Here is a 25428-nt window from a genome sequence, read left to right as displayed (position 1 = left end):
CGCTCTGACACGATGTACCAATATCCGGTCCCAACCGCGGCGGCCGCACTGAGCACTCCGACGATTGCGACGATCCCTTCCGCCAGCTCCATACGGGCCTCATCAAACCACCAGAGCTTAGAAGACAAAATCAAGCACCAGCACCGACGCCGACGACGCTCAGAACTACGATGATGAGAATCCAATCACCTCGGCGTTCTTCCGTCATCGGTCCGCCTAGAAAAGGAACGGCCCCAGCGCCCCGGGGAGAGCACTGAGGCCGATGGTCGTCCCACTCCTCAACCCGACCGAGATCGCAACGCTGAAAATTGCTACTTGTTCCGGAAAAGAAACAGCCCCAGCGAGGGGACAAGCTGGGGCCAAGTTTGTGGCTGGGCGTCTCAGTGCCCGTAGCGGTGCGGCACCGAACAGGGCAACCAATGTCAGTGCATGCGCTTCGTTCCTATCGATAAAAAAAGGCCCCAGCATCCGGATCATGCTGGGGCCAAGCTGGATCGCCGAGCCGCTGTCCGCCAGGAAGCAGCGGTCGTCGTTCGAGGGCTGAAAAAATACGAAATGAAAATTAACTGCCCTGTTGCTCAGACTATTCAAACCGAGGCTGGTTCCGGAAATAACCCGTGTGAATCCTAGCGAGACAAATTGCCGCTTTTTCCCTCCTCTTGACGATATTGCTGAAGAGAGTTTGACTTCAGGTCTCGGCTCTCTCCAGGCCGAGAACCCCTACGTTGCAAGGCGAGGCCCCGGAGAAACCCCACACCGGGGCCTCCGCTGCCGATTCGTAATCCGGCTTTGGATACCTATCTTCCGAGTATGCCGATAACCCGAAAGCCGCTGGAAATCCCGCCCGAGGTGGCCCGCCAGTTCGCCGCCAAGATGCAAGCGTTCCACGCCGAGTACAGCCCGCTCAAGCGGGACGAGATCGCCGCTAACACCAGGCACCTGCTCCTCCAGCACATGCCCAAAGGTGCTAAGCTGCGGCTTGCGGATGTCCTCGAGTTATTCGAGCTGATGCGATGACCAAAGACGCTTTCGATCAATGGTGGGAATGGGCCCGGAAGCCGGTAGAGAGCCACTTGACGATACCGGTCGAGATCTGGCGTCCAGTCTCCAAACTCTCACCCGAGGATCGGCTTGACCGACAGAAGGTCAATGAAGCCGTGGCGGCGCACAAAGAGCCCGACGCCGGTTAGGGCGCCGGGCTAAGTCTAGGGAGAAAACAGCCTGAAGACTCAGGCCGAGCACCGCCGGGTCAGACATGCCGGCGGATTGGTTGAGCGGCTAGCTGTCGCGCCGCTGCAAAGCTCGATCGATCTTGCCTTCAAGGCGATCTCCAAGCTTTTCGATCGATTCGCGGATGCCCGCTGCGACCTCGTCGATGCGATCGCGGGAGTTCATCTCGACCTCGTGGATCTTCTGGCGCAGCGCAGCTCCCATCTCGCCGGTCTCCTGGCGTAGAACGTCGAGCCGAAGGACGCCATCGCGATCAGATTTTTGCAGGTCGCGCGTGAGGTTTTCGATGCGAGCTTCCAGCAACTCAACATCCTTTTTTGATTCTGTGGCGCTAGATTCGACGGTTGAGAATTTGCGAGAAATTCCGACAATCGCGATGATGCCGGCAATGATCGTCCCGGCAGTCAGGTAAATTCCAAATTCCTGCACTTCTCATTGTCCCCGGCACTAGCGTTTGATGATCCGTGCGATGTTTTCGAAGCCACGCTTACCGAAGTAGAAAATGACAATGGTATTGGCGACCCATCCGGCCCAGCAATTGTCCCCGATCTTGCACAGGCCATCGGTCGTGCCGAGACCTATCACTTTGTCCCAAATGAGGAGCTTCGCCACATACACTGCGACGCAGTAGCCCATGATCTTGTCTGGCTCGTACCAGTGACCAAGCTCCGCAATGCGGTATTGGGTCTGAGCCTGCATCTCAGCGGTCTGCGCCGCGATTTCGCCAGCGGCGAGGTCCGCTGCGATCTTGCTATCAACGTTACCGGCCTTCAGCTTGGCCTGATACGCATCGATCAAGCCCTTGATGACCGGGCCGCCGAGAAAGGAAAGAATAGCCATCCACATCGGTCAGGCCTTCCCAACCGACCGAAGCCGAGCCGCGATAGTAATGGCTGAGATCCCCATCAACACGTAAGCCAGGTACTGCGGATTGTCCTTCAGCACGTTCATGATCTGCGCCTTGAGATCAGGATCGCCAAGCGCCGATGCCAAGGGGTCGAGCCAGGAGAACGCCGTCGCCGCAGCGCTCAGGAACAGTCCCCACAGCACCGTCACGGATTTGCCCATGACGGCCCAGACTTTGCCCCACACTGTGTCGGCTTCATCGTAAAAGCCCTTCAGGGCCGGGATGGCGTGAAGGATTGGCCGAAGCAGTAGAACGTAGCCGCAGAGCAATCCGGGAATGATCAAAAGAAACCAAAGCCAATTCATTTGGGCTGCTCCACAGCGGGCGTGACAAGATCAGGGTGAGGCGTTTCAGGAACGGCTTCGTGCGGCTTGAATTTCCACACGAGGAAGCCGACTAGTGCGATGCAAGCGCCGATCGCGAGAGCGACAGGCAGAGAGATGCCTGACTGGTGGGCCGCCGCCACGGTCGGCGCTATCGAGGCCGCGGACACCGCCGCCTTCTTCACCGTGTTCGCTGTCGGAACACCGGAGAAGACGCGTTTCTGCGCCTCGATCCAATCAGCATCAGGCGCCGGATATTGTTTTCCCGCCTCGTGCCACGCCTGAGCCTTGAGGAACGCGATCCCCTTTGAGCTCTTCCAGAAAGCATCATCCATGATGGTGCTTTCCGTCAGGCCGGGGACGCGGGCCTTGCAGAAGTTGATGTAGGACTGCACCGAGTTGTGGCCGGACCAGATCGCGATCGCATCGGCGAATCGCTTGTTGCGGTAGTTCTTGGAGGTCCGCCATAGGTCCAACTGGGCACAGATGCCTTGGACGAAAGTAGGAAACACGGCGATGTTGTTTCCCTGCCCCTTGCCGTCATTGAGCGTGACGGCCTTCTTTGCCGCCCCCCACTTGATGGCAAGCGCACTACCCCACATTGCTCCGGGGTTTTTGTACCGGATTGACGCTGACTCCATGATTTCTCCAATGAAAAAGCCGCCTTGCGGCGGCTGGTTGCTCGATCAGGGGTTGTTCGAAGGTATTATCGGCCGGCGTTGCCCGGTAAGGTTGCAGGTGCTATAAGCGCGCGTTTTTAAAGCGGTATTGGAAGTTTGGAATCAAAAGTGGACAAGTCGAAGCACTTGCGGGCGATGTCGATTTACGCCCCGACCTACGCTCTTCTCATTCTAGTTGGTGGCGTTTTGGCAATCGCGGCGATCATTGCTGCGATCATTTACTGGCTCTAGTTCAACACAAGCATCATTGGGGGCGGGGCAATGGACTCACTTAAGTCGCTGATGCCGTTTGTATGGCTATATGTTTTAGGTTTCCTGATCACAGCCGGACATTTCTACCGCAGGCACAGACTGCAACTCGGAATACGGCAAGCCGTATGTTTGGTCTTCTGGCCAGTTTGGGGCCTGCTTGAATACAGCGTCCAGGACATCCTGGAAGCCATTTCAAATGCCACCATGGGGACAGACAATCGCGCTGCCGTTTCATTCGGAGTTGGCTTGTTCGCTGCAGGTCATTTCTTGTCGTCGAATTGGGAAACCTGCAGCAGCGGAGTAGTCTGCACCGGCGTCCTATTGAAAAGCTCTGCCATGATCTTCCCGCCCGTCGGCGCGACATATCTGACTTGGCTTGCTTGGCAGTCCACATAGGACTCCTCAGTCATGCGAGTTAGTGCCCGCCGTGGAACCGCGCGGTCATAAAGGCGGCTAGGTGTGTCTTAGTAGTCACGCTCTGCGCTTGCTCGGAGCGGTTGCGCCGAGTAAGTTTCCGGACCCAGTTAAGAACGGGCGGGCACTAATCTTGAAATACCGCGCTGACATCGATGGCTTGCGGGCCATCGCCGTGCTGTCTGTGTTGGCCTTCCATTACAATGCAGCTCTGCCGGGCGGCTTTACCGGCGTTGACGTGTTTTTCGTGATCAGCGGGTTTCTGATAACGCAACAACTCGCTGGCGAGATCGCAAGCGGCACCTTTTCTATCCTCAACTTCTACGACCGTCGCATTCGACGCATTGTGCCTGCGCTTGCCGTCGTACTGCTGACGACTCTGTGGCTGGGCAAGTTCTTGCTCTTGCCTGGCGACTACAAATCGATGGCAGCGAGCGCGGCATACGCAGCATTCGGCGCTTCGAACTTCTTCTTCCTGTCGAACACTGGCTATTTCGACCAAAGTTCCGATTTGATGCCGCTCCTGCACACCTGGTCGCTTGGTGTCGAGGAGCAATTCTATCTCGTCTGGCCGCTCCTTTTGGCGCTCATCGCGGCCGGTCGGAAGCGAATCGACCTCGTCGCCATCGTCTGCACCGCAGTTGTGATCGGCTTCGGCGCGAGCCTGCTCTGGCTCGACGCCGATCCCAAGGGCGCATTCTATCTGGTGCTGCCGCGCGCGTGGGAGCTCGCACTCGGCGCGCTGCTCGTGTTCCTGCCTCCTCTTTCGCAGCGCCTCGGTGCCGTGGCAATCGCGACCGGTCTCGCGTTGATCGGCGCCGGCTTCATCCTTGTCAGCGCGAGCGCTTTCCCAGGCACGGCCGCGATCTACCCATGCGTCGGCGCCGCGCTCGTAATCTGGCCGCGCCGGGACGAACCAAGGCTTAGCCATTGGCTCGGCAAGTTGCGTCCGATCGGGTTGATTTCCTACAGCCTGTATCTCTGGCACTGGCCGGTGTGGGTGTTGTTCCGCCACTACATCAACAACGCAGAGCCCAGCCGCCTTGAGGCAGTCGTGCTCGCCGGCATCTCGATCGCCTTGGCAGTACTGTCGTTCCGCTTCGTTGAGAAGCCTTTCCGACAACGCCGCTGGTCGCCGACGCGCACCGTGCAAACCGGCCTCGCGACCGGCGCGGCTGTCTTCTGCTTCGGCATGTATGTGCACAGTGCTGATGGGCTTCCGGAGCGTATTCCGCCGGCCGTCTATGCGATGCGCAGCCTCGACGCGATGTGGGAGTGGCCGTGCCCGGCGTTCAAGTTCCAGTCTCAGCTTAACAACACTTATTGCACCTTCGGGCAGCCTTGGGACACCGCAAAATCGAAGGCGCTGCTATGGGGTGACAGCCACGCGCAGCACTTCGCGCCGCTGGTGCAAACTGCCATTCCGGATTACGGCACGCTGCTCTTTGCCTCCTGTCCCGCAATGTTCAACAAGCATATCTATCGCAAGATTGCTGACTTGCCGAACTACCCCGAACAATGCGCCGACCAGAGACAGCGCGCGATCAACCTCCTTCACGATGATCCGTCCATCAATCTCGTCATCTTGGCGTCGTCCTGGGCATACCTGCCTGCCATCACGGAACAGGACGGCACGCTCGGCAACAAGAGCGGTATCGAACTCGATGCCGCTGGCCTCGACGACCTCATTCAACAGACTTCAATCCCCGGCCGCCGGTTCGTTCTCATCGGCATGATGCCGCAATTCTTGCGCGATCCTATCCCTTGCGCCACGCTGGGACTAAACGGCCTTTTGCGGCGTCAGTGCGGCCCGGATCAGCAGCTTGTCCACCATATGCAGACGTTCTCGATCGACACTGACAAGATGCTTCGGGACGTCGCGGCACGTCACCCTCATGTCAGTGTCGTGGTCCCGCGCGAGGCGCTGTGCGACGACAAGGGTTGCACAACGTGGCTAAACGGCGAGTTCCTTTACCGTGACGGCGGACACATCCGCCGCAACCTCGAGCCCGACACACGGCGCGCGCTTGCCGATGTGCTCGACCTGCCGCGAGCGCTCGCCGAAAGGCCTGCCCGGGCGGAAGCTTCGGCTGCGCCCGACTAGAGGTAACCCGTGGCGGACCATGCAACTACAACAGACGTTCCCGGGTTATTCACCTGAAAGCCTGATGTAGTGGCTGAAACAGCATTAACAGGGCTGGTTGTACCGCCAGCGGTACTGCTGCAAACAACAGTTGGAATAGCGCTGAAAGCAATCGGAAACGTCACCGACGTATTCGCTGCTCCTGTTGCGGTGACAAGACCCCAGCAGTGAATGCCACCGTCCGCCTGGCGACGATACGCCTGATAGCCAGCCGACCCGGGGGTCCCGGTTTCGCCGAAACTTTTGACAGCGCCGATACTGACGTTGTTTCCGAAATCAATCCTCTTAGCCGGAATAGTGCCGTAGGTTGTCGTACCCGCCATGAAAGCATTTTCATAACGGAGGTTACGAGTAACGCAATTGGCAAGCATATTCATCGTTGCCGATGCACCGTACTGGGAGAAGTTTCGGAAGGTAATATTCTCTACGGTCTCTAGAGAGAAGTCACCGCCGCTGTAGCCTGTCGCAGTAGTGAAAAGCTCCATACCGGTCGTGTTCTGAGTGCCGAGATTGACGAAGCCTGAGAACTCGATATTGCTCATGATATGGCCACGAGCAACGCCAGTATCAAAAGAACTGTTGCTCAGGTACTTCCCGGTCGCAATGAGCGGCGGATGGAACTGACTGCCGGTATCAACATCGAACCTGATCTTGATGTTGCGGATGAAGCCAGCGGCCGGTGTTGCAGACCACTGGTCGAAAGCCAGGCGAACAATGCTGCCCGTACCTGCTACGACGGTTCGGCCCGGGTTGATATAATGTAGGTCAATATCAGAAAGCGTATTGTTCTCGTTGCTCTCGGCATTGTTCGCGTACACCTTCAGGAGGCAGTCATCGAACGTGCCACCATTTTGGCTGTACAACGTGACCTGGTGTTGGCGAACGTTGTAAGGAAAGTACGAACGGCCAGAATTGATAGCCTTGTACCGCAACTCTGCCTGATCGCCGCTTCGCTGGAAACTCGCCGGATAGTAGACGTTTGTGAATTCGCCGGACATGAACATGTCCCGGCCTTTATTCGCGTTGTTACGAACGGCACTGAATCCGGAGACGCCCCCGCTTGGCATTAAGAAATCATGGACTTCAATGCCACGGCAGGCATTAACGAGGTAAATCCCTTGCGTGCCTTTAGCGCTGTCGAGAGTCGTATAGGCGGTCTGTACGATCTGAGGATTATAGATGCTGATGTTCTCGCAGTCAGTCCCGATAATCCCGTAGACAACGATAGCGTTAGACGCGAAATTAATTGGAATGCTGATCTTGCTGCCGTTGAAGTTCATCGCGAGCTTCTTAACCGCGTTGAAACTCATGATCGAAGAACCGGCCGATGGAACACTAGTCCAGACGAGGTAATTCTTGTTGTCTTCGAACTCTACTCGGCCGGTGCCGCGCCACTGAATTTCAGCAGCTAAGGCGGCTAGCGAGGCAGTATCGTCGGCAATGCCGTTACCCACCGCGCCGAACATTTTAGGAGTCAACACCTTCTCGATATTCCGATACTTGCGGCCGACCGCATTCGTGATGGTCGCTGCGCTGGTCGTGCTCGGATCATAAGCGTACGCCGCTTGGGCACTCTCATCGACCACCATGATGTGCGGCGTCGTTGATGATGCTGCGGCGGCGGAAGCTGCACTATCAAACAATGGCACGCCGCTACCGGGCGGACTGGTGAAATTGCCAGTACCGTCCAAATATAGCGCGGCGTTATTCGGATAGCCGGCGAGGCCAGTTGAAATAGGAAGTCCAGTTGCGTTCGTCAGTGTCGCCGAGGACGGCGCGCCAAGTGCACCATTTTGAAATACCAGTGCACCGTTTCCGGTTTCGTCTGTGATAGCAGACCGGAGATTTGCGCTCGACGGAGTCGCCAGGAACGCCGCGACGTTTGCTCCCAATCCGCCCAGATCGGATATCCCAAGCTGCCTTACTGTAAAAGGTCCCCCTTGGACGGCCTGCATAACGACCTGAGACGTCCCGCCAGTGCTCGAAAAGTCCGTCGTTCCTGCGGGCCAGGTGATCACGCCACTTGCGGCGGGCGGCCCATTGAGGATCAGCGCGCCGCTGATCGATCCGGCTAGCAGGAGCGTGTTTGGCAGGAACGTTTGAGCGCGAGTCCACGTCTGGGACAGCGTTGGGATCGCAGGCACATATGTGAGAGGTCCCAGAACCTGAGTGTCTCCTGACGTTGGCGTCGGAGGCGCCTGGACTGGCGGAGGTGTGCTGACGATGATGCTGGTCATAGCTTCACCATTGCGTTGACAAAAATGCTAGGCTGCATGTTGTTGTGCGCGGCACCGCCAGTGTTTGTAGAGGCTAATGCGACAGAGCCTGACGAAGAGCCTATGGATTGTATCTTTGAAACTGTGCCGCCATTCGCTGCGGGAACAGCCAATCCAACACCACCGCCAACAACGGAAATCGCTGTGGAGTCATTTGGATTGCTGGCAACCCAGTTAACACTGTTGACAGTAGCTGATCCGGAATAGCTACCACCAGATGAGATCGAAGGAAGCTCACTGGCGGAGAGAACGTGAGTTTCTTCACCGGCAAATGCCAAAGGCACCCGCGCCGTGAAGCCAGATCCACCATTTCCTGTAACGCCTATCGCGCGCCCGGCCCAAAATCCGAGATGAACACGACAGTTGGCTGCCCATGCCGTCGCTGCATTCGTCTGCGCCGCTCGCGTGGTCAGAACGCCGGAGGCTGTATAAAGGGGCGCATTTGCGTCGTTAGCGTTCGCGAAGAGCAAGTTGAATAAAGGCTGGCAGTCCGCATTCGCTCTGATGGTCGACCCAGATGAAGCGCTTCCGATCGTCCCAGCCAGACCCGAACCGTCGCCAGTGTTTACGACCAAAACCCAACCAGGGTCAGCGAAGACCTTCAACGTTAATTTGACGTCCCCCGTCGAGAAGAACGCTGCTGTGGTCGTATCGACATAGTTCTTCGTCGCACCGTCAGTCGAAACAGATGGATCAGCCATTCCTGTGATCTTCTGACCACCCATCGGAAGAGGCGCCGTCATCGCCGATCGACCGCCGCGGTCCAGGCTGTTGGTCAGCTCAGTGCCGATGTCCGTGATCAGCGCGTTGTAGGCGGTCGAGCTGATGGGCGTGGTCGGTATGGCGGCCGTGTTCGCCGGCTGCTGATAGGTGCCGTTACTTTGCCTTGGCATGGATTTCCCACGAAAAAGGCCCCGAAAACGGGGCCGGATTGGTACGGATTTTGACTTTGAGCCCGGTTGAGCTATTTTCCCGGGATGCTTCGTATCGTCATCTGTTCAGCCGTTCTTCTCGCGGTCATCGCTGCCCTGAAGTGGCTGCTGAACACGTCTATCGACAACATGGGCTTGGGCTGGGGCGCGCTGATCGGCGCTGCAATCCTCATTCCCGTGATCATCGGTGCGTACCTGTACGATCGCGCAAATACTCATTCTCAAGAAGTGCTGCCGCCAGCGCGGCGCGATTCCCAATAGCCGGCGCTGCAGCGCGGTTCGTATCCCGGCTGAGGAGCGACGTCGCCAGCGCATCCAGGTGACGATCGCGCGCGGATCCCTGAGAGGTCAGAATGCGCGCCATTTCCCCGTACTGCGCCGTCGGGTCAGCCCGCATGCCGTTGATCAGCCAGTTCGCGGCCTTCTTTGCGCCGGCCGACAGCAACCCGATCCCGGTCGTCTGCGGCGTGATCAGCTGCATCTCGCCCGGCACTTCCGGCTTCATGTTCTCGGCCGCTGCGCGCCGCTGTGCAGTCTGAGAGTTCTCGACGACCTTGTTATGGGTATCCCGGAATTTCGCGTTCCGTTCGACGGATGCCATCAGATCATCGGCAGCGTCCTGGCCGTGAACCGTTGCAATCTTCGCTGTATTCCAGCCGCCCTCACCCTGAAGCTCGCCCTTCAAGGCCTGCAGGTCGTTCGCCTTGGTCCCGAGCAGGCGATCGATGTTACCCCGCGAGCCCTTTGCGAAGGCGATCTGCTCGCCGGGCTCGAGCTGGCCAAACTCGCCAGCAAAACGCTCCGGTGATGGCGTCGTCTTTCCCGAGCCTAGATATTGCGTCCCGGCTTCAACAGCATCACCGCGGCGCGCTAGAGCCGCCGATTGCCGGTTCGCGTTCGCATAACCAGGAACCTGCTGCTCGAGCGCTTCGTTCAGCTGGCCGCGCATCATTCGGAGAGCGCCCTGCTGCCGCGAGACGGCCCCCGCCGGGATACCAAGGCCAGGCGCGTCGTACTGGATGACGTTGTCGAGCTCCTGCTTCACCTTGTGCAGGACTTCGGCGTCCTGCTGGTTGACCGGAATCTCCTCGAACCGAGGACGGCCCAGATTGTCGTATTGAGGATGACCCGCGGCATCGACCAGCGGGCGGCGTTCGGTCGTCATCATCATGCCGCGCAGGCTGGTCAGGGCCCGTCGCTCCATGCCGACAGCGCGCGGGATCATGTAGTCGAGTTGTGCCAGGATCGGCGCCGTCTGGACGTCCGGCGCAGCGTTCAACGCCGCCGGATAGTTCGCATTGTCGACTGCGGATCGGTGCGCGCGGATCGTGTTCGTGACTGTCTGCGGGTCTTCAGCCGGTCCCAGGGCCCGGTCGACGTCCCCCATGATCCGGCGGTTCGTGGCATCGTTGCGGGCATTGAGCGCACCGACACCGATCGACCGCGCCTCATCGCTGTTGAGCACCGCGCCCTGCGTCTTTCCAAGGAAGGCCGGGCCGGCATCAGCCAGCATGGCATCGGGGCCGAGCTCGTCGAGCCGAGACCGCACCGCGGCCGGTGTATCGGCGGCGAGTGCGTTCGTCAGATGCCGAGCTGCCGGACGCGACATGCCTTCGGCGCCGATCAGCGCATCCGCAATGGCATTATAACCAGCACCGATTGCCTTTCCCGTCGCGGGCAGAACGCCTCCGATGACCGAACCCACGACGGCCCCTTTACCCGCATGCAGCGCAGCATCCGAAGCATTTGTAAGATCTGGAGCATCCGAAACACCTTGCGCGGCGCCAAACGCGCCCCCGGTCCCTGCACCTAGAAGGGTCTTTGCCAAGAGGCCGCCCCCCTTCGCCGCCGCTCCGATGGCCCCCAGCGGCAACATTGCGCCGCCGACCAGGTGTGCGGCCGTGTTCGCGATCGGCGCCGCTTCCGCCAAGCGCTGATCCTCCGCGCGCTGCTTCGCGAGGTTCCCGGCGTAGTCTCCGCGCTCGCCACCGATGCCGGTCAAAGCCCCCATGCCCGCCGCGAACCGGTCCATAAATGGGATACCGTTAGCGACCGCCCTGACGCCGCTGTCGACGGCGCCGATCGCGCGCATGGTCTTTTCGCCGGCCGACAGGTTCGGCGCGGCGTCCGGCTTGCTGAGGTCAAGCGCTATCGGATTCCCGAGGCCGTCGACCGTCATCTGAGGATTACTCGGATTTGACGCTTCCGGCGTCGCCGCAGCTTTCGGCGCCTTCGGTCCACCGAACTCGCGCGCCATCACAGACGTGATCGTGGCATCGGAAGTGCCTGCAGGAAACTCGATCAGAGAGCCGTCCGGCGCCTGGATCTGGATCGCGTCAGCCATTTACTTCAGCGTCCCCGTTTCAGGATCGTACCGGCGAACCTTGCGCATGTTCTGCTCATGACGGCCGGCAAGGCCTGCGTTCGTACCCTGGTCGGCCTTCTGGAACTCAGGCAGCACGTAGCTCTGCGTCAGATCCTGACCGGTGGCAGGATCGGTGATGTGGTGGTCCTCATCGTATTTCCGGATGATCCCCTCAACCGTGCGCGGATCGACCTTCTTGCCCTGCGAGATAGCTTCGGCCGTCGCATCGCGGATGGCATTGCCGACCGCGATATTCCGCTGTTCGATCTGCGCCTGGATGCCGAGCAGGCGCTGGTTGCCCGTCACGGTCATGTCGAGACCCGGGTTCGCCTTCAAGAAGTTCGACATCTCGAAGTTCGTGACGCGGCTGCCGACCGCGTTCTTCGCCTGCGCGCCGGCCATCGAGCGGTTGAACTTGGTCAGGAACTCCTTATCCGACAGATCGTCCTCGCTGAACGGCTTGGTGATGCCGACGGCATTGAGGCCAGCGTTGATCGACTTCTGGAGCTCGAGCCGTGCTTGCGGCGCCAGGCCGCCGGTAGTGCCCCCGTTGCGCTGGATTGCGTCGATCGCGCCCTGCATCGCGGCAATATCCCGCGCCCGCGCCTGAGCATCTTCGACGCCGTTGGCAAGCCCGGCATGCGACTTGCCGAGCCCTTCGGCCAGCTGCTTGTCGTAGGTCTGGCCGCTGTTGAGATCGACGCTGTTGCTGATGTTCGTCGCCCCCGCCCGGGCTTTCGCCGTCGAGAAGGTCGCATAATCCATCGGCTTGGGGTTCTCAGGCGTCGGCTTGAAGTTGTCCGTATAGTATTTGTATTCGCTGACGCTGTTCGGCGTCTTGTCCGCGGCCGAAAGGACCGAGATCTTCCCAGTCGCGTCCTTTTGCACCAGGTTGCCGTCGTCGTCCTTGTACGGAGCGCTGAACGACGGGTCTTTCTTCAGCGCGACAGTGCGTTGCCCCGTGGTCTGGTTGACGTCCCAGACGTTGCCGGCGGCGTCGGTCATCTGCGTGTGCTGCTCGCGCGGCTTAAGGGCGGCGCTAAGCATCGCGCTTGCTACCTGCTTCTGCGCGGGCGTCGCATAGGGGTTCTGGAGGATCTGCAGCGCGGCCGCCGTGGTTCGGTTCTGGGGCATCCGCACCGGCCGGGCGCCGGCAACGGCTTCCGCGGTCGGGAGCATACCTTGCGTCGGCTGAGCCGCCGCCGGCAGCTTTGCATCGTCGGAGGCGTCCGCCAATTGCACATGCACCGGATCGTTGGCGACAGGCTGGGCGAGCCCATACTGAGGCAGCATCGCGCGCTGTCCAGGCGACATCCCGCCGATATCCGCCGCCATGCCGCGCTCGTGTAAGGAGGTGCCCGGCGCGGCCACCGGGTTGGGGTTATTCGCCCGATCGGCATAGAGCCGCGCCTGGTCGTCCCGGCTACGGACGCCGCTGGAGAGGAAAGTACCCGGGTTATCCTGGATGAAATCCTGGGTGCGGTCCGCAAGACGCTGATCCATGCCAACCGTCCCGGGGGTCGCATTGGCATCATTCGAGACCGTCGGACCGGGTGCTGCCGTCGCAATGGCCGGCATGGCAGCTGAGGAGGTTGCCTGCGCTGGGGCCCCTCCGGACGCGTTGATCAACAGGCTGGCGAGCTGGTCGCTCGCGGCTTTGCGTCCGGCGTCCTCTTCCCGGTCCATCTGCCCGGCCTGGTAGCCGCCGAGAAGACCCTGAGCGAGCCGATTGAGGCCCTGCCACGGGCTCCTGATCGGCGTGCTATCGCCGCCCGCGCGCATCAGCGCATCCGCATATGCCCGGCGCCGGTTGACATCGCCTTGCGTGCCGGTCGTATCGATCGAGTAATCACCGATAGCCATCAGGCGAGCCCCAGCGCTGCATAATTGACCATCTTGAAGCCGCTCGGATGTGTGAACACGGCATCAGGCATGACCTCCTCGACTTCGTCAGCCATCACGCCGCGCTGGCGGCCGCCGAAGATCGTGTATTCGTAGAAGGGAAGGCCGTTTTCGAGCGTGCCGATCCGGACGATGTCGCTCTTGAGGCGCCGATCCGAGAAGAACGACGCCATGCCGCCAGCTTTGCCGATGCCCTGCAGCAGACTGCCGCCAAGCGTTCCGCCGAGCCCAAACAGACCACCCATCGTGGCGTTGCTCTGGTTCAGCTGATCTTCATAATTCTTCTGCACGAGCCCGGCGATATCCGTCCCCGCCACGTTCGTCGTCGGCGTCGACACGGCCGCAGAGTTAGGCATCTGCGGCGACGTGCCGTTGACTAGCGTTGAGTAGGTCTGCAGCGGCATCTGATACTGCGTAATCGCATTGTTCACCGCCGTCTGGTAATCGGCCAGATTCGCGCTGTTGTATGCGTCGTTCTTCGCAGTGCTGAAATTGCGGAAAGCGGCGTCGTAGCCGGCCATGCCGGGCTGCAAGCCCTGGGCCGCCAATTGGGCCTCGAGCTGATCCTGGTTTTGTTTCCACTGCGGATCAAGCCGCGACTTGTTGAGCGCGTCGAGCGCCGCTGCGGTCCCGTTGTACGAAAGATCGAGCGGCTGCCCTGAAAATGCGCCCTGCCCGCCACTCAGGAGCGTGTTTGCGATCGACTGCTGCTTGCCTGCAAGGGCATTCGCGTTGTCGAACAAGGACTGTCCGGTCGGCGTCAGCGACGTGGTCGCCGTGTATTGGGGCGTGCCGTCGGCATTCGTGCCACTCACCGAATAGGTCAGCGACCCGTAAGGGTTCGACTGATTGACCATATTCAGTTCTTGCTGCGTCTTCGCAGTCTGAACGTTCGACTGCGTCTGGGCTGCAGCCGTCTGGTATGGATCCGGAGCCTTGGGAGAGTCCATTTTACAGCCTGATCAATTTTTGCTCGCTCCTGAGGAGCGACATGCAGACGGCATCACCATCCGGGAAAAACTCCCGCATGATGCCCTCCTGTTTGAAACCGAGTTTCGACAGGCTTTTGATCGCCGCTTCATTCTTCACGCTCGTGCGAGCCGTGACCCTTTTCACTCGCGCAAAGCAGTAGCGCGCGATATCCCTCACTACGAATAGCGTCCAGGCTCCGCGGCCAACTCCGGTCAGATCGATGTTGCAGCCCGGCGTGTAGCCGTTGAGGATCACCGCGCCGACATCGACGCCGTCCCGCTCGATCACCAGCCCGATCATCGGCTCAGAAAACGTGCAATTCAGGGCCGGCTCGGCGATGCGCCTCGCTCGCGCGGTATCCTGAAACACCACGATCACCCCATGGGTGCGCCGACCTCATAAAGCAGCTCGGTCGAATTCAACCGGACGTCCGGCGTGATCGAGGTCGACAGCGTCAATTGAAGCACAGGAGAGACGACCGCGCCGAATCCCTGAGCGTCTGTCCACGCCGACAGATCAACCAGCGTCGGAGGCCATACCGCGACGTCCCAGAGTGCCACGTCCCACAGCGCGCCGGTCGATGCAGGCACACTCGCCGTCGGCGCCAATGGTGCAACTGTGTCGAAATCGACCTTCACCGTGACCTTCGGAGTGACGCCATAGGATGCCTGCAGCCGCGGCCGCACCATCTTGACGTGCTTGGTGTTGGCCGGCGATTTGAGATCCGTATACGACGGGAAGATCGTCATCGTGTAGTTCTTCCCGTCGTCCTGTCCTCCCACCTCCGCCTGCATGACCCGACCATCAGACGTGCCGTAGTACAGATTGTTGTTGTAGACGGCGAAACAGTTGGCATCCCAGCCGAGATACCGTCCCCACGCGCCGGACCGGACATTGGCAATGAACTGGGTGGCATCTCCGGCGGTCGCCTTCGGAAGGTTGATGATCCCCATGCTCTGCAGCGGCCATGTCGTGATCTGCCAGCCGGATAATCCCTGTCGTGCGATCACCGCATTCTTCCATGCAGGCGCGATCGGTTTGGTCACCGCGACGTTCTGAAGCGCGATCTGATCCAGCGTCATGACCTGAGACATTGGGACGATGCCGTCTTCCGTCATGATCGCGATATCGCCGCCGGCCTTCATGATGCAGCGACGCCCAAGCGGCTTCGCGATCTTGTAGAGGCCCTTCAGCGTCCATGCCGTGTCGGCCGGATTGAGACCATCGTACATCGCCACCTCGCCTTCCGAGGTGATGAAGACGTTTGTCTCATACAGACCGCTGTTAGATGAGATCGACCAGGACGTCCCGCACAGCAGATAGCCGCCATACTTGAAGATGCCGGATAGGTCGAACTTGGTTGCGGCTCCGCCTATCGCATTTGTAGCGAGGTACCATGCTGCAAGCGACGCGGCCTGCACCCCATAAAGCGCACTCTTGAACGGCCAGACAAACGCGAGATTTCCGCCGGTCAGTCCAGTGATGGCCGGCGAGGTCTGCCAGGACGTGCCGTTGAACATAAAGGCAGGATCGACGCCGTTAACGCAGATCAGCCACGTCGCCCCGGCGTTCGTGAACTGGATATATTCCACAAGCGCTGTCGTGTTGAGCCCGACCTGTACCGGCGCGCCGACGACGCCGCCGCTCGTAATGTCATAGATGTTGCCGGAACAGGATGCAAAGAATTTGCTGCTCGTCCCGTTGACGTAAGGGATCAGGGAGGTGACGGCTGCGGATACCATCCCGGTCGCATACGCCAGCGAACCGGCGCGCATCCGGACATAGTCCTGCTGCGGAAAGGCGTTGTCGAGAATGTACGCCGTGCCTGGCGGCGCGGTCGACAGGTTGTCACCGACATACCACCCCGCAGTCGGCGCCGGCAGGAAGGCGGTCTGCGACGGAGGCGGACGCCGCTTCGTCATACCGGCCCCACGAACGTGACCGTTCCGGGCCACCATCCATCGACGTCGAGCACGGGGGCAGCGGTCGACGTGATGCGCTCGCCATCCTCACGCCCGGCAGCTCGATCGAGTGCCCGCTCATATCGACCTTGATCGGCCGAGCATTCAAGGCCCTTCGACTCCTTCCAGCGATAGATGAGGCCGCGCCGGATCACGAGCTCGTCGATCATTGAGAAATCGCTGTCGAGCAGGAATGTGGGCTGGCGCAGCGATCCGTCCGTGTTCGACACCCAGTTGGTGCTATAGTAATTGAAGGTGATGATCTCTCCCGCCCCGATCGCGGGGAAAAACTCGAGAGCCGAGCCAATGAGACGCCAGACCGGACGCACTGGTGCGACCTGGGATGACTTGAGAGCGGCAAGCTGCTCGTTCGTGATCGGCCCATACCGCGGCGACAGCGTGTTCACCGACGAATAGATCTGCTGGCCCGGCGACAGCAGTGCCCAATCTGACGGGAGATCGAACAAAGTCGTCGACCCATCGCCAGTGATTTGGCCGGCGATGTTCAGGTTACGCCAAAAGAAGCGCTCACGGAGCTCGTCGCCGATGTCCTGCGCCATCGCAACGAACTTCTGAACGTTCGGATCAACCGACGATACGGCCTGAGCAGGCGCAGGCAGACCACACAGCGGCATGGCCGTCTGCAACACGCTCAGGATCGACATCAGGCGGCTTCCTTGGTCGACGCCTTGACCTGGGCGGCCAGTTCCTCAAGACGCTTTTCGAGGCTGGCGACCTGCTCACGCAGGCGTTCATTTTCGGCTGCATATTTCGCGGCCGCGCCGCCCTTCTTGGCCGCCTCGAGCCACGCCTTGGCCTTCTCGCGCCACGCGCGGCCGTCCGCCAGCCGGTGGATGTTGGCGTCGGCCACTTCGGCCAGGTTCTCGACCGAAAAGATGCCGAGCGCCTCGAACTCAAAAATCCGGATCGCCGGGATGAGCGGCCATGCCTTTAGCGGCGTGCCGACGATATGGCGCTCCTGGCGGGTTTCCTTCCACTTCCGGTACTGTTCCGGGAACCGCTGCTTGATTTCCTCGGTCACCGGAGAGGTTGCGACGTTGAGCGTATCGCCAGCAACGTGGATGCGAACCATCTCCTGCTCCTGCATACGGAGCGCGCCGGCTTTCTCGGTGGCCGCCTCATCCTGCACGGGCAGCACAAAGAACACGGGCGTCACGCCCTTGTTCTGGTCGGCAAACTCGGCGTTTCCGCCCATGCCGATGGTCGCAAATTCAGTTCCGAACGCGCTGCCAATGTCGTCGAGCATAATTCTGGTCCTTTTGATCGGATGAGAGAAAGAGAAAGGGCGGCCCGAAGGCCGCCCCAGGGTGGTTAGTTCGTCTTATCGACGTAGGGCCACTTCAGATACGTCTCGACGTACCCGTTGGCCGTCACGGTCACGCCAGTGCCGGTTGCCGAGGCGTTGGCAGACATCGTGATCGTGTAGTTGCCCGGATTGCCGTTGATCGAAGCGATCGTCGTCGAGCCCGGAATGCCCGTGCCAGAAATCGCCTGGTTCGGGTAGATGCCGGTCAGGGTCGAGATGTTCGTCAAGGTCGGCGAACCGGTGGTGGTGTTGGCCGTGAAGGTCGGCGCCGTGTAGTTCGCGGGGAAGTACATCCCAACGATCAACTTGGTGCCAACAGTCGCCGATGCCGGGGCATTGACCTGGCCGGCCGTCGCAGTCGTTTCGGCAAGGTTGCCGGTCGCGGCGGTGGACGCGGCCTTGGTCAGGGAGACGCCGGCCCGCTGCATCCACACACCATAGGTGCCCGCGGTCGGAAGCACGACCGAGAACGGAGCCGATGCCGGATCGCCATAGCGACCGCCAAGGTACACGGTGCCAACCGAAACACCACGCGGAGAGGCCGCGGTCGCAAGCGCCGTGGCCGCAAAGGTGTTGTCCCAGTAGTAGACGTCGCCCTGGTTGATCGTGACGTTGGTCGAGCCGGTCGTCAGCAGAACGTAGACGAACTCTGCTTCTGCATCGCCGGCAACCACCTCACCAGGGCGGAAGTTCGGCAGCGGACCAGTCTTACCGGTCGTATCGATCGGGCCTTCCGGAACGTAGGTCCGGGCACCCACACCTTCATACTGAAGATATGCGATAGTCATTGGTCCGTCTCCTTACTGCCAAAGCACGCCCTGCAGCGACAGATTGTTCGCCGTCAGGTTGCCTGCCCATGCCATCAGCCGAACGATGGCGTCCTGGTTCGTCGGCGTCCGATCACCACCGATCACCACGAAGTTGCGCTTCGCAGACGGGCGGTAGAACAGGTAATCGGAGTTGATGAAGTAGCCGGTGTTCACCGGGATCTGGCCGTTCTTGCCGCCGTCGAGATAGACGTCAACTTCCTTGCCCGCGCCATAATATTTCAGCGAGGTGAAGCCGGCGCCCGCCTTCGAAGAAGGCGACGTCGTGATGCGCTGGATGGTCTGCAGCGACGTCAGATAGGCCTGGTAGTAGTTGTTATCGAACACGATCATGTCGATGCCGTCGCTGTTACGCTTCAGGCTGATCGTCATGGAGTTCATGTACGACTGGATATTGGTCGCCGTGACCACGCCGCGGGTATCGGTATTGGCGTTGATCGCCGCATTCCGCCACCACACCTGCTGCGACCGATCGATGCCGCCGACAATGCCGGAGGTCGGCGCCTTGGAGATCAACAGCGAGATCCCGTTGAGCTGCTTGCCGCCAAAGCCGGTGCCGTCGGAGTAGACCGCCGCCGACATCTGGTTCCAGAAGGTATCTTCCGCGGTGTCGACGCGAGCCTCGATCAGGTCGATCATCTGCTCGTCGCCGGCATTCTGGATCTGCTCCAGGCCGGACAGCACAACAGCGATCGACGCCTGCTTGATCGGGAAGCGCGCGCCGGTCATCGTTTCGTTCAGCGAGATGTTCAGGAACTCAGTTCCCGAATACCACATGAACGTTTGGTTCTGCGCATAGCGCAGTTCCTGGAAGATCTCGCGGCCGCCGGTGAAGGGCTTCTGCTTGCCCTTCTGCTTCAGCACCGCGAGCAGAGCGTTGTTGTTTGAGATGTTGTCGGCCAGCACGCGCGAACGGCTTTCGAGCGTGGTGGTGGTGACGTCACCCCAGTCTACCGTGGTAACGAGAGGAGATGCCATTTGAAGGATGTTCCTTTATAGGCCGCGCTGCGCGTTCACGGCAGCGACGACGGTGTCACGAACAGAGGCGCCGGCCGGGACCTGCAGGCCGGTTGGCGCCGCGAGACCAGCGGGAGGCGTGCCCCCGGTTGCTTTTGCGGCCGCGCGCGCCCTTGAAACGGCGTCGTCAGCCTTCGCGGCCGGTGCTGGCGCTGCCTGCTGCCTGATGAGCAGCGCGCGGATTTCCGGATTGGCCCAGCAAGCCTTCTCGTAGGCATCTTCCATGGACGCGGCTTGACCCGAGTTCATGAGATGACCCATCGTTTCGCGGACGTTGTGGAAATACGGGTGCTTCGGGTCTGATGCGAAGCGCTCGATTTCAGCGTTCACGCTGGCTTGCTGTTGGGCCTGGAAAGTCCTCTCCAGTCCGTCCAGTCGAGTAGTGATCGGCTTCAGATCGAACGCGGCGCCCTGTTGATGTGGCTGCTGCGTGCCCGGGATTCCGCTTTGAGACGGATCGCCGAACCGGGCGACAATTGCTTGAGCAAGCTGCAACGGATGCACATTCTGGCGCTGCGCCAGACCGGCAATCCCGCTAACAAAATCGCGCTGCAGCTCGAGCTCAATGGTGCGATAGGTCGCTACCGCCGTGGCGAGGTCTGTCCCGCCCTTCTTTGCCTCCTCGATCCACCGATCGAGCGGCTTGTACTCCTGCAGCTTTGCAAAACCGTTGTTGACCTCATCCTCGCGCTTGGCGATCGCGTCCTTCACTGGCTGCGGCAAGTCGTTGAATGCGGCTTTCGCGGTCGGAGACCAAGACGTCGGCGGCGCGGCCGTCTTGGGCGCTTGCTGATCGGCAGCCGCCGCGGGATCCTGCTGCGCGGCGGCGTTGCCCTGCTCGGCCTGCGCAGGCGCTGCTAACGCAGCCGGCTTGGCAACGAACCGTCCCTTTTCATCCCGCCCCTCGGCTGCCGGCTTCTCGGTCGCCGGAGGCTCGGCGGCCTGCTGGTGCTGCTCGCCGCTGCCGGTTTCTGGCGTCTCGCGCTGCTGCGCGACGGCAGCCTCGATCGATTCACGAACGCTGGGCGTGGAAGTTTGTTCGCTCGTGCCCGGGAGCACGTCGGTAACGTCGTCAGCCATAGATTTTGATCTCTCTGGGTTAGTCCGCGGCCTTGAACTCGGAAACCGTCATCGGGCGCGGCTTGTAGCCCTGTCTGACCTTCTGAACGGCGCCGTGAATGTCCGCCTTGGTGATCTTCGGCCGCTTGGGCCTGCTATCCTCCGCCAGCTGCATGGCTGCCGGAATTTCGTTGCCGATCTCGATCACACCGCGATCGCGGTAATGCTCCCGAAGCGCGGCTTTTGAGTCATAGAACTGGCCGTCAGCCATGCTCCGGATCGGCGCCATGGTGTCGGAGACAACCATGGGGAACGCGAGCGACGACCGCGGGCCGCTAGCACGGAAGTGCGCATGGCACCTCGCCGGCCACGGCTGGTCCAGGTCGTGAAACTCGCCACAAGCCCTACAAAGACGCTGCATCAAACCGGGTCCTGCGGCGGGTTGACCGCCTGCACCGCGGCGCGCTCCATCGCCATCTGGTGCTCAGCCGCCTTATGCTGGTGATCCATCACCTTGCCGGCCATGTCGATCTGCGCGGCGCGCTCCTTCGCCGCCGCGTCCTGCATCGATGCTGCGGCGTCGGTCCGGGCCTTCATGATTTCCGCCTGCCCCTTCGCTTGGGCCGTCTCCGACTTGATCACCTCATCGGGCGACGGCTGCGGAGGCGGCTTGGGCTGCGCGGCCTTCGCCTCGAGCTTGTCGACCGTCTCATCGAACAGCTCCTCGAGCGGACGCGCTGTGCGGAAAGCCTGCAAGCCGAACTTCAGAAGACCACCAGCGAGCGGCGCCAGATCCGGGTTGGCTTGAACTATCGGCCCCCACGCCTGCACAAATTTGGTCGTGGTCTCGATGAACTGGGTCCGGTCGTTCCGCTCCTGGCTTTCGTCACCGGTGATAGTCGAGTCCGTCTCGATATCGATCCTGAAGCGCCGAGTCATGCCGTCGCGCAGAAGCGCCATCACCGCGTCGATGGTCACCGGTTGCTGCGCGGGTGCCGGGGGTTGCGGCTGCGGCAACGGCTGCCCCTGCATCGGCGGCTGAACAGGGATCACTTGCGCACCCTTGCCTTGGCCTTGGTACGCACCTTTGGCTTGGGCTTGAATTCGCCGCACTCTCGCAGTTCCCGCTGCACCAATGGCGCGGTGCTTTTGTTCTCGGCCAGCGCAGTTGGGGGGAATCGGAAGCAAAAGCCGTACTTCTTACCTTCATGCTCGAACTCTCGGTCGTAGGACCGGCAATCGCCGCAGGTTCTCACGTTACTGCTCCCATCGATTGAGGCGCCGGTGGCGGCAGCATGGCTGGGGCTCCCGGGCCGGCAATCTGCGGTGGCTGAGGAGCCAACGCACGAGCGATCAGCGCCTGACGCTGCTGCTCCAACGCTGCCGCATCGAGTTCCGCTTGGCTCGGCAGCGGCATGTTCGCCATCTGCATGATGGTCTCCGGCGCGAAGCATGTCGAAATCACCTCTCCGACCAGCCCTGTAACGTCCCGAGCAAACCGCGCCATCTCATCCTGGCGCGTTTTGATGCGCACCGAGCCATACTGCGCCTTGATCGATTGGGCCGTGGCCGTCTCGCTGGCATCGCCGTCACCGCGCATGATGTCGGACAGGCCGTAGATCTGGTAGATGTCCTCAATCAACTGCTTCCGGAGGTCGACGCACCCCTTAAGGATGTTGGCGACCTGGTCGATCGGCAAATAGGTGATCGGCGCGCCGTTCTTGCCACCATCGACGAAGGCCGCCCACGACTTCACCGCGATCAGCTTGTTTTCAAACCCGGGCTGCATCGCGCGCTCGACCGCAGGCTGGCCCTCACCCTCAGGTCCGGCTGGGTAGAAGCCAACGAACTTCAGAGATTGCTGCAACGACGCAATCCGCGCCGTCAGCATGTCAACCTCGTCGGCCTGATCCTTGTAGAAAATGAAATCCGGCACCGGCTCAAGGCTGTCGTTCGTCAGCGTGCCATAGGCAGGCTTCGGATTCGGGAAGAAGCCGTCAAACTTGAGGTAGGGCGGACCGCGCTCGAGCACCTTGGGATAGCCCTTGGCGACCCAAAGCACCTCATTCCTGACCTTGTCCCAGATCTCCCAGATCGTCGCCTTCGACGTCGGCAGACTTGGATTGTTCTTGCCCTTGTCGGATTCGTCCGATGTCGCATCGAGCGGGATTGCCCCGCCGATTTCCTTGCCGAACCGATTGATGAGCTGATCGCGGCCGAGATAGCCGCGGAACGCCTCCCACTCGACTTCATCCCATGTCCGTGAGATCGAATGGACAAAATCACCGCGCTGGTAATACTCCAGCACAACATTCTCGGACTTCAGGATCGTTTGCGGGCTCGCATAGGCTTCCTTCGCCTGCTCGGCCAGATCGTTCGCGGGATCGATCGCCGCATCATCAGGCTGACCGGCCTCCTGCGTCACCGTGTCGAACACCGGCGAGTATTTCACTCGCGCGATACCGCGCGCATAGAGCAGGTAATCGTCGCGCACCTGCAAGAACTTCGACATGTAGTCGTTCGCCTCGAAGGTGAAGTTGATCGCGCGCTGCAGCATCTCGGTCGCCTTGCTCGCGACCGGGTCCCGGTCCTTCCATCGCTGCTGGACCGCTCCCTTCGGAGGCTTCGACATCACGGCCGGCTTCATGGTCTCCATGTTCGACCACAGCATCTGATAGCCGCGCTTCTTGACGGTCGCGGACGCCTCATAGCGATATTTGTCGCGGATCTTCCGGCAGCGTTCCTCCCAGCGCTTCATCGCCGTCGTATTCTGGGCGCGTTCGATCTCGGTCAGCCAGTGAGCGACGTCACTGTCTTTGCCGCTATCGTCCGGAGTATCGTCAGCCAAGCTGTTCACTCACAGTGTTTCCCTCGCGAAGCTGTCGCTCGGCTCTGCGTTGATCCATGCATCAATGGTCATTTCCTGCATCGGCGTGACCAACGGTGCTTCCGGCTTCTTCTCCGGCTCTCGCATCGGCGCGCGCCATGCATTCGCAAGACATCGCCAGGCATCAGCTCCATGCGATGCCCAGTTGTGATCCGGCGTCTTCTTGAAGACGCGATTGTCTTGATCCCATTCAGCCTTGTATTCGCGGAGGCAATCCAGTCCTCGCGCCGTCCTGATCTTGTCAAACCGCGCGAACGGGATCGTCCGACGACCAGCGTTAATGCCGTCCATCAGCTTTTGGTTTGGGCTCAGCTCAGGCTTCCGGCCGAGCGAAATCAGGGTCTCGATTCGTGTACGCGCACCGGGCGCACCGGCCTCACGAACCTTGGCGTCGTGCGGCACCCAGTCGGTGCCGTGATATTTCCGCTCATCGAGCCACTGGCAATAGTGGTCGAAGCCGAGGCCGTGGTTCTCGTAATAGTCGACGACATCGAGACGGTCCGGATAGACCTGGAAGCACCAGATCGCCATCGCGTCATCGACGCCGATATCCCATGCCGTGTTGACGGGCAGGTCACGGTTGACCGGGACATCGAGTATCCTTCCGCCCTGCTCCGCTTCCCTGAGCTGCTTGCCCCAGTAGGAGCCGAGAACGGCAGCCTCAAAGGAGCAGTAATACTCCTGCTCGATCAGGGCATCGCCGGCCTCGTCGCCGTAGATGCCGTGATACTCCTTGCGCTGAATCTCGACAGCATCGTGCGAGATCGCGCCAGTGTTGTCGACCGTCAGGACTTGGGCAAACCAGTCGGAGCTGCCTCGCGCCATATCCAGCATAGACTTCGCGTGATTGCGCCCGCGCGACGTCGTGATGAACAGCGCCCAACCGTTGTTCTCCACCAGGATCGGCGCGAGATACGCATACGCTGCGGGGTTCGCCAGCGCCCATTCGGAGAACGTCACGCCCGCCGGAGGAGAACCCACCGTCGAGTTGTAGCTGTCCGACCCGACGACTTGCCATGTCGCGCCGTTCTTGAACCGAATGAACATCTCCTGCTCATTCGTGGTCGCCCGCAGCTCCCGCGGAAACGCCTCGTCAATCCTCCTGATGCCTGTGTGCGGATTGACCGCATTCCAGATGGCTTTGCGCCCTTGAGCGTACTCCGGCAGCATGTGCCAGTAGGTGGCCGGCCGCTCGAAGGCCGACACGGCCGCCCAATGCAGGCAAACATCGTCCTTACCGGCCCGACGATGCCAAATCCCGATCGCGCGCCGGCACCCTGCCTCAAGAGCATTCCAGAGTGGCCGCTGGTAGTCCCGCGGCTCCCACCTATTCGGTAGGAGGATTTCCGCCATCGGAGAACTTGCGGATCACCACCGTCAGAGGCGCATCTTTGTCCCCAGCCAACTCGAGCTTGTCGCCGTAGATCTTCGGGAGCGCCTTGGACAGGAGCCACCGGCGCGCATCGAATCGAAGCCGCGAGCGCTGAACATGCTCACCGTTCAGCTTGTAGAACTTCTGGTCGCCTTCGCCTTGCTGCTCGATCCAGTCGTTCCGGCCGTCATCGGCGAGCTCGAGCACTTCATCCGCCATCGCGTGATAGCCAATTTCGCGAGCAGCCTTATACCGATCACCAAACCCTTCGCGATTATCCATCGCCCAGGTCCGCACCGTCGATTCGGACGGCAGGCTTTCGTCCCGGCAGACCGCGCGCAACGTTTGGCCGTCGGTCAGGCGCTGGAGAATGATTCCAGCGATCTCCGCCGTGTAGACGCTCGGGCGTCCGGTCTTCACTTCCTGTTCTGACATCTCGGCTCGGCTTTTGATCGCCGTTCCCTGGCTCCAAAATACAAAACCCGCCGCGGCGGTGCCGGGCGGGCGCATCTATTCACTCAAGCTGATTTGCACGCCAATATTGGCTACGCGGCTGCAAAAGTCAATGGACGCACTAGCGCT

At 60.7% G+C, this 25428-nt stretch carries 24 protein-coding genes; 3 read left to right on the top strand and 21 right to left on the bottom strand.

Annotated elements, in window-relative coordinates; translation table 11 throughout:
* The first annotated feature begins 789 nt into the window (after positions 1-789).
* The gene (locus XI02_RS13590; RefSeq protein ID WP_194483444.1) at positions 790-1017 is read left to right on the top strand and encodes a hypothetical protein; all 228 of its coding nucleotides are present in this window, start codon (positions 790-792) and stop codon (positions 1015-1017) included.
* A gap of 261 nt (positions 1018-1278) precedes the next feature.
* On the opposite strand, the gene XI02_RS13585 is transcribed toward XI02_RS13590, so the two are convergent.
* Genes XI02_RS13585 through XI02_RS13570 form a run of 4 tightly spaced genes read right to left on the bottom strand, consistent with a single transcriptional unit; the run spans position 1279 to position 3101 of the window.
* Entirely contained in the window at positions 1279-1659 is a 381-nt protein-coding gene (locus tag XI02_RS13585) for a hypothetical protein (RefSeq protein ID WP_194483443.1), read from the bottom strand.
* Between the two features lie 18 nt (positions 1660-1677).
* Positions 1678-2076: a hypothetical protein gene (locus tag XI02_RS13580; protein ID WP_194483442.1), complete on the bottom strand. Its 399-nt coding sequence runs from the start codon at positions 2074-2076 to the stop codon at positions 1678-1680.
* A 3-nt stretch (positions 2077-2079) separates the two neighbouring features.
* The gene (locus tag XI02_RS13575; protein ID WP_194483441.1) at positions 2080-2442 is read right to left on the bottom strand and encodes a hypothetical protein; all 363 of its coding nucleotides are present in this window, start codon (positions 2440-2442) and stop codon (positions 2080-2082) included.
* Complete coding sequence (locus XI02_RS13570) at positions 2439-3101, bottom strand: hypothetical protein (RefSeq protein WP_194483440.1); 663 nt, start codon at positions 3099-3101, stop codon at positions 2439-2441. Before XI02_RS13570 ends, XI02_RS13575 begins: the two co-directional genes overlap by 4 nt.
* A 300-nt stretch (positions 3102-3401) precedes the next feature.
* On the opposite strand from XI02_RS13570, the gene XI02_RS13565 reads away from it, so the two are divergent.
* Positions 3402-3788 (top strand): hypothetical protein, encoded by a 387-nt coding sequence (locus tag XI02_RS13565; RefSeq protein WP_194483439.1) that lies wholly within the window; start codon positions 3402-3404, stop codon positions 3786-3788.
* Positions 3789-3939: 151 nt separating this feature from the next.
* The gene (locus XI02_RS13560; protein WP_246783620.1) at positions 3940-5910 is read left to right on the top strand and encodes an acyltransferase family protein; all 1971 of its coding nucleotides are present in this window, start codon (positions 3940-3942) and stop codon (positions 5908-5910) included.
* Here XI02_RS13560 and XI02_RS13555 read toward each other — a convergent pair.
* The 17 genes from XI02_RS13555 to XI02_RS13475 all read right to left on the bottom strand — a co-directional run bounded on the left by XI02_RS13555 (position 5907) and on the right by XI02_RS13475 (position 25356).
* Positions 5907-8186, bottom strand: coding sequence for a hypothetical protein (locus tag XI02_RS13555; protein ID WP_194483438.1), 2280 nt, complete (start codon positions 8184-8186; stop codon positions 5907-5909). The genes XI02_RS13560 and XI02_RS13555 overlap by 4 nt on opposite strands.
* Entirely contained in the window at positions 8183-9118 is a 936-nt protein-coding gene (locus XI02_RS13550; RefSeq protein WP_194483437.1) for a hypothetical protein, read from the bottom strand. The genes XI02_RS13555 and XI02_RS13550 overlap by 4 nt, the downstream gene beginning before the upstream one ends.
* Before the next feature lie 220 nt (positions 9119-9338).
* The gene (locus XI02_RS13545) at positions 9339-11501 is read right to left on the bottom strand and encodes a hypothetical protein (protein ID WP_194483436.1); all 2163 of its coding nucleotides are present in this window, start codon (positions 11499-11501) and stop codon (positions 9339-9341) included.
* Positions 11502-13385, bottom strand: a complete 1884-nt coding sequence (locus tag XI02_RS13540) for a M15 family metallopeptidase (RefSeq protein WP_194483435.1) — start codon at positions 13383-13385, stop codon at positions 11502-11504.
* The gene (locus tag XI02_RS13535; protein WP_194483434.1) at positions 13385-14374 is read right to left on the bottom strand and encodes a tail fiber domain-containing protein; all 990 of its coding nucleotides are present in this window, start codon (positions 14372-14374) and stop codon (positions 13385-13387) included. Before XI02_RS13535 ends, XI02_RS13540 begins: the two co-directional genes overlap by 1 nt.
* Before the next feature lies 1 nt (position 14375).
* Entirely contained in the window at positions 14376-14765 is a 390-nt protein-coding gene (locus tag XI02_RS13530; RefSeq protein WP_194483433.1) for a GNAT family N-acetyltransferase, read from the bottom strand.
* 5 nt (positions 14766-14770) lie between these two features.
* Entirely contained in the window at positions 14771-16318 is a 1548-nt protein-coding gene (locus tag XI02_RS13525) for a hypothetical protein (protein WP_194483432.1), read from the bottom strand.
* Positions 16315-17022 (bottom strand): hypothetical protein, encoded by a 708-nt coding sequence (locus XI02_RS13520; RefSeq protein ID WP_194483431.1) that lies wholly within the window; start codon positions 17020-17022, stop codon positions 16315-16317. Before XI02_RS13520 ends, XI02_RS13525 begins: the two co-directional genes overlap by 4 nt.
* Positions 17022-17624: a hypothetical protein gene (locus XI02_RS13515; RefSeq protein ID WP_194483430.1), complete on the bottom strand. Its 603-nt coding sequence runs from the start codon at positions 17622-17624 to the stop codon at positions 17022-17024. Before XI02_RS13515 ends, XI02_RS13520 begins: the two co-directional genes overlap by 1 nt.
* Positions 17625-17689: 65 nt before the next feature.
* Entirely contained in the window at positions 17690-18472 is a 783-nt protein-coding gene (locus XI02_RS13510; RefSeq protein ID WP_194483429.1) for a hypothetical protein, read from the bottom strand.
* 12 nt (positions 18473-18484) lie between these two features.
* Entirely contained in the window at positions 18485-19489 is a 1005-nt protein-coding gene (locus XI02_RS13505) for a phage major capsid protein (protein WP_194483428.1), read from the bottom strand.
* A 15-nt stretch (positions 19490-19504) separates the two neighbouring features.
* The gene (locus tag XI02_RS13500; protein WP_194483427.1) at positions 19505-20608 is read right to left on the bottom strand and encodes a hypothetical protein; all 1104 of its coding nucleotides are present in this window, start codon (positions 20606-20608) and stop codon (positions 19505-19507) included.
* 19 nt (positions 20609-20627) lie between these two features.
* Positions 20628-20894 (bottom strand): hypothetical protein, encoded by a 267-nt coding sequence (locus XI02_RS13495; RefSeq protein WP_194483426.1) that lies wholly within the window; start codon positions 20892-20894, stop codon positions 20628-20630.
* Positions 20895-21007: 113 nt separating this feature from the next.
* Positions 21008-21700, bottom strand: coding sequence for a hypothetical protein (locus tag XI02_RS13490; protein WP_194483425.1), 693 nt, complete (start codon positions 21698-21700; stop codon positions 21008-21010).
* A 139-nt stretch (positions 21701-21839) separates the two neighbouring features.
* Positions 21840-23435: a hypothetical protein gene (locus tag XI02_RS13485; RefSeq protein WP_194483424.1), complete on the bottom strand. Its 1596-nt coding sequence runs from the start codon at positions 23433-23435 to the stop codon at positions 21840-21842.
* A 9-nt stretch (positions 23436-23444) separates the two neighbouring features.
* Positions 23445-24680, bottom strand: coding sequence for a hypothetical protein (locus tag XI02_RS45355; RefSeq protein ID WP_194483423.1), 1236 nt, complete (start codon positions 24678-24680; stop codon positions 23445-23447).
* Between the two features lie 121 nt (positions 24681-24801).
* Positions 24802-25356, bottom strand: coding sequence for a hypothetical protein (locus XI02_RS13475; protein ID WP_194483422.1), 555 nt, complete (start codon positions 25354-25356; stop codon positions 24802-24804).
* Between the last annotated feature and the right edge of the window lie 72 nt (positions 25357-25428).

Source organism: Bradyrhizobium sp. CCBAU 21365 (genome assembly GCF_015291305.1).
Taxonomy (GTDB): domain Bacteria; phylum Pseudomonadota; class Alphaproteobacteria; order Rhizobiales; family Xanthobacteraceae; genus Bradyrhizobium; species Bradyrhizobium elkanii.
Note: the sequence above shows the minus strand (reverse complement) of the source record. Positions and strands in the feature narration are given on the sequence as shown.

Excerpts from the sequence above, each read along its gene's own strand:
- XI02_RS13540 (WP_194483435.1), bottom strand. The coding sequence starts at position 13,385 with ATGGCTATCGGTGATTACTCGATCGATACGACCGGCACGCAAGGCGAT.
- XI02_RS13555 (WP_194483438.1), bottom strand. The coding sequence starts at position 8,186 with ATGACCAGCATCATCGTCAGCACACCTCCGCCAGTCCAGGCGCCTCCG.
- XI02_RS13535 (WP_194483434.1), bottom strand. The coding sequence starts at position 14,374 with ATGGACTCTCCCAAGGCTCCGGATCCATACCAGACGGCTGCAGCCCAG.
- XI02_RS13520 (WP_194483431.1), bottom strand. The coding sequence starts at position 17,022 with ATGTCGATCCTGAGCGTGTTGCAGACGGCCATGCCGCTGTGTGGTCTG.
- XI02_RS13500 (WP_194483427.1), bottom strand. The coding sequence starts at position 20,608 with ATGGCTGACGACGTTACCGACGTGCTCCCGGGCACGAGCGAACAAACT.
- XI02_RS13515 (WP_194483430.1), bottom strand. The coding sequence starts at position 17,624 with ATGCTCGACGACATTGGCAGCGCGTTCGGAACTGAATTTGCGACCATC.
- XI02_RS13545 (WP_194483436.1), bottom strand. The coding sequence starts at position 11,501 with ATGGCTGACGCGATCCAGATCCAGGCGCCGGACGGCTCTCTGATCGAG.
- XI02_RS13475 (WP_194483422.1), bottom strand. The coding sequence starts at position 25,356 with ATGCGCCCGCCCGGCACCGCCGCGGCGGGTTTTGTATTTTGGAGCCAG.
- XI02_RS13550 (WP_194483437.1), bottom strand. The coding sequence starts at position 9,118 with ATGCCAAGGCAAAGTAACGGCACCTATCAGCAGCCGGCGAACACGGCC.
- XI02_RS13505 (WP_194483428.1), bottom strand. The coding sequence starts at position 19,489 with ATGGCATCTCCTCTCGTTACCACGGTAGACTGGGGTGACGTCACCACC.
- XI02_RS13525 (WP_194483432.1), bottom strand. The coding sequence starts at position 16,318 with ATGACGAAGCGGCGTCCGCCTCCGTCGCAGACCGCCTTCCTGCCGGCG.
- XI02_RS13570 (WP_194483440.1), bottom strand. The coding sequence starts at position 3,101 with ATGGAGTCAGCGTCAATCCGGTACAAAAACCCCGGAGCAATGTGGGGT.
- XI02_RS13565 (WP_194483439.1), top strand. The coding sequence starts at position 3,402 with ATGGACTCACTTAAGTCGCTGATGCCGTTTGTATGGCTATATGTTTTA.
- XI02_RS13575 (WP_194483441.1), bottom strand. The coding sequence starts at position 2,442 with ATGAATTGGCTTTGGTTTCTTTTGATCATTCCCGGATTGCTCTGCGGC.
- XI02_RS13495 (WP_194483426.1), bottom strand. The coding sequence starts at position 20,894 with ATGGTTGTCTCCGACACCATGGCGCCGATCCGGAGCATGGCTGACGGC.
- XI02_RS13580 (WP_194483442.1), bottom strand. The coding sequence starts at position 2,076 with ATGTGGATGGCTATTCTTTCCTTTCTCGGCGGCCCGGTCATCAAGGGC.
- XI02_RS13510 (WP_194483429.1), bottom strand. The coding sequence starts at position 18,472 with ATGACTATCGCATATCTTCAGTATGAAGGTGTGGGTGCCCGGACCTAC.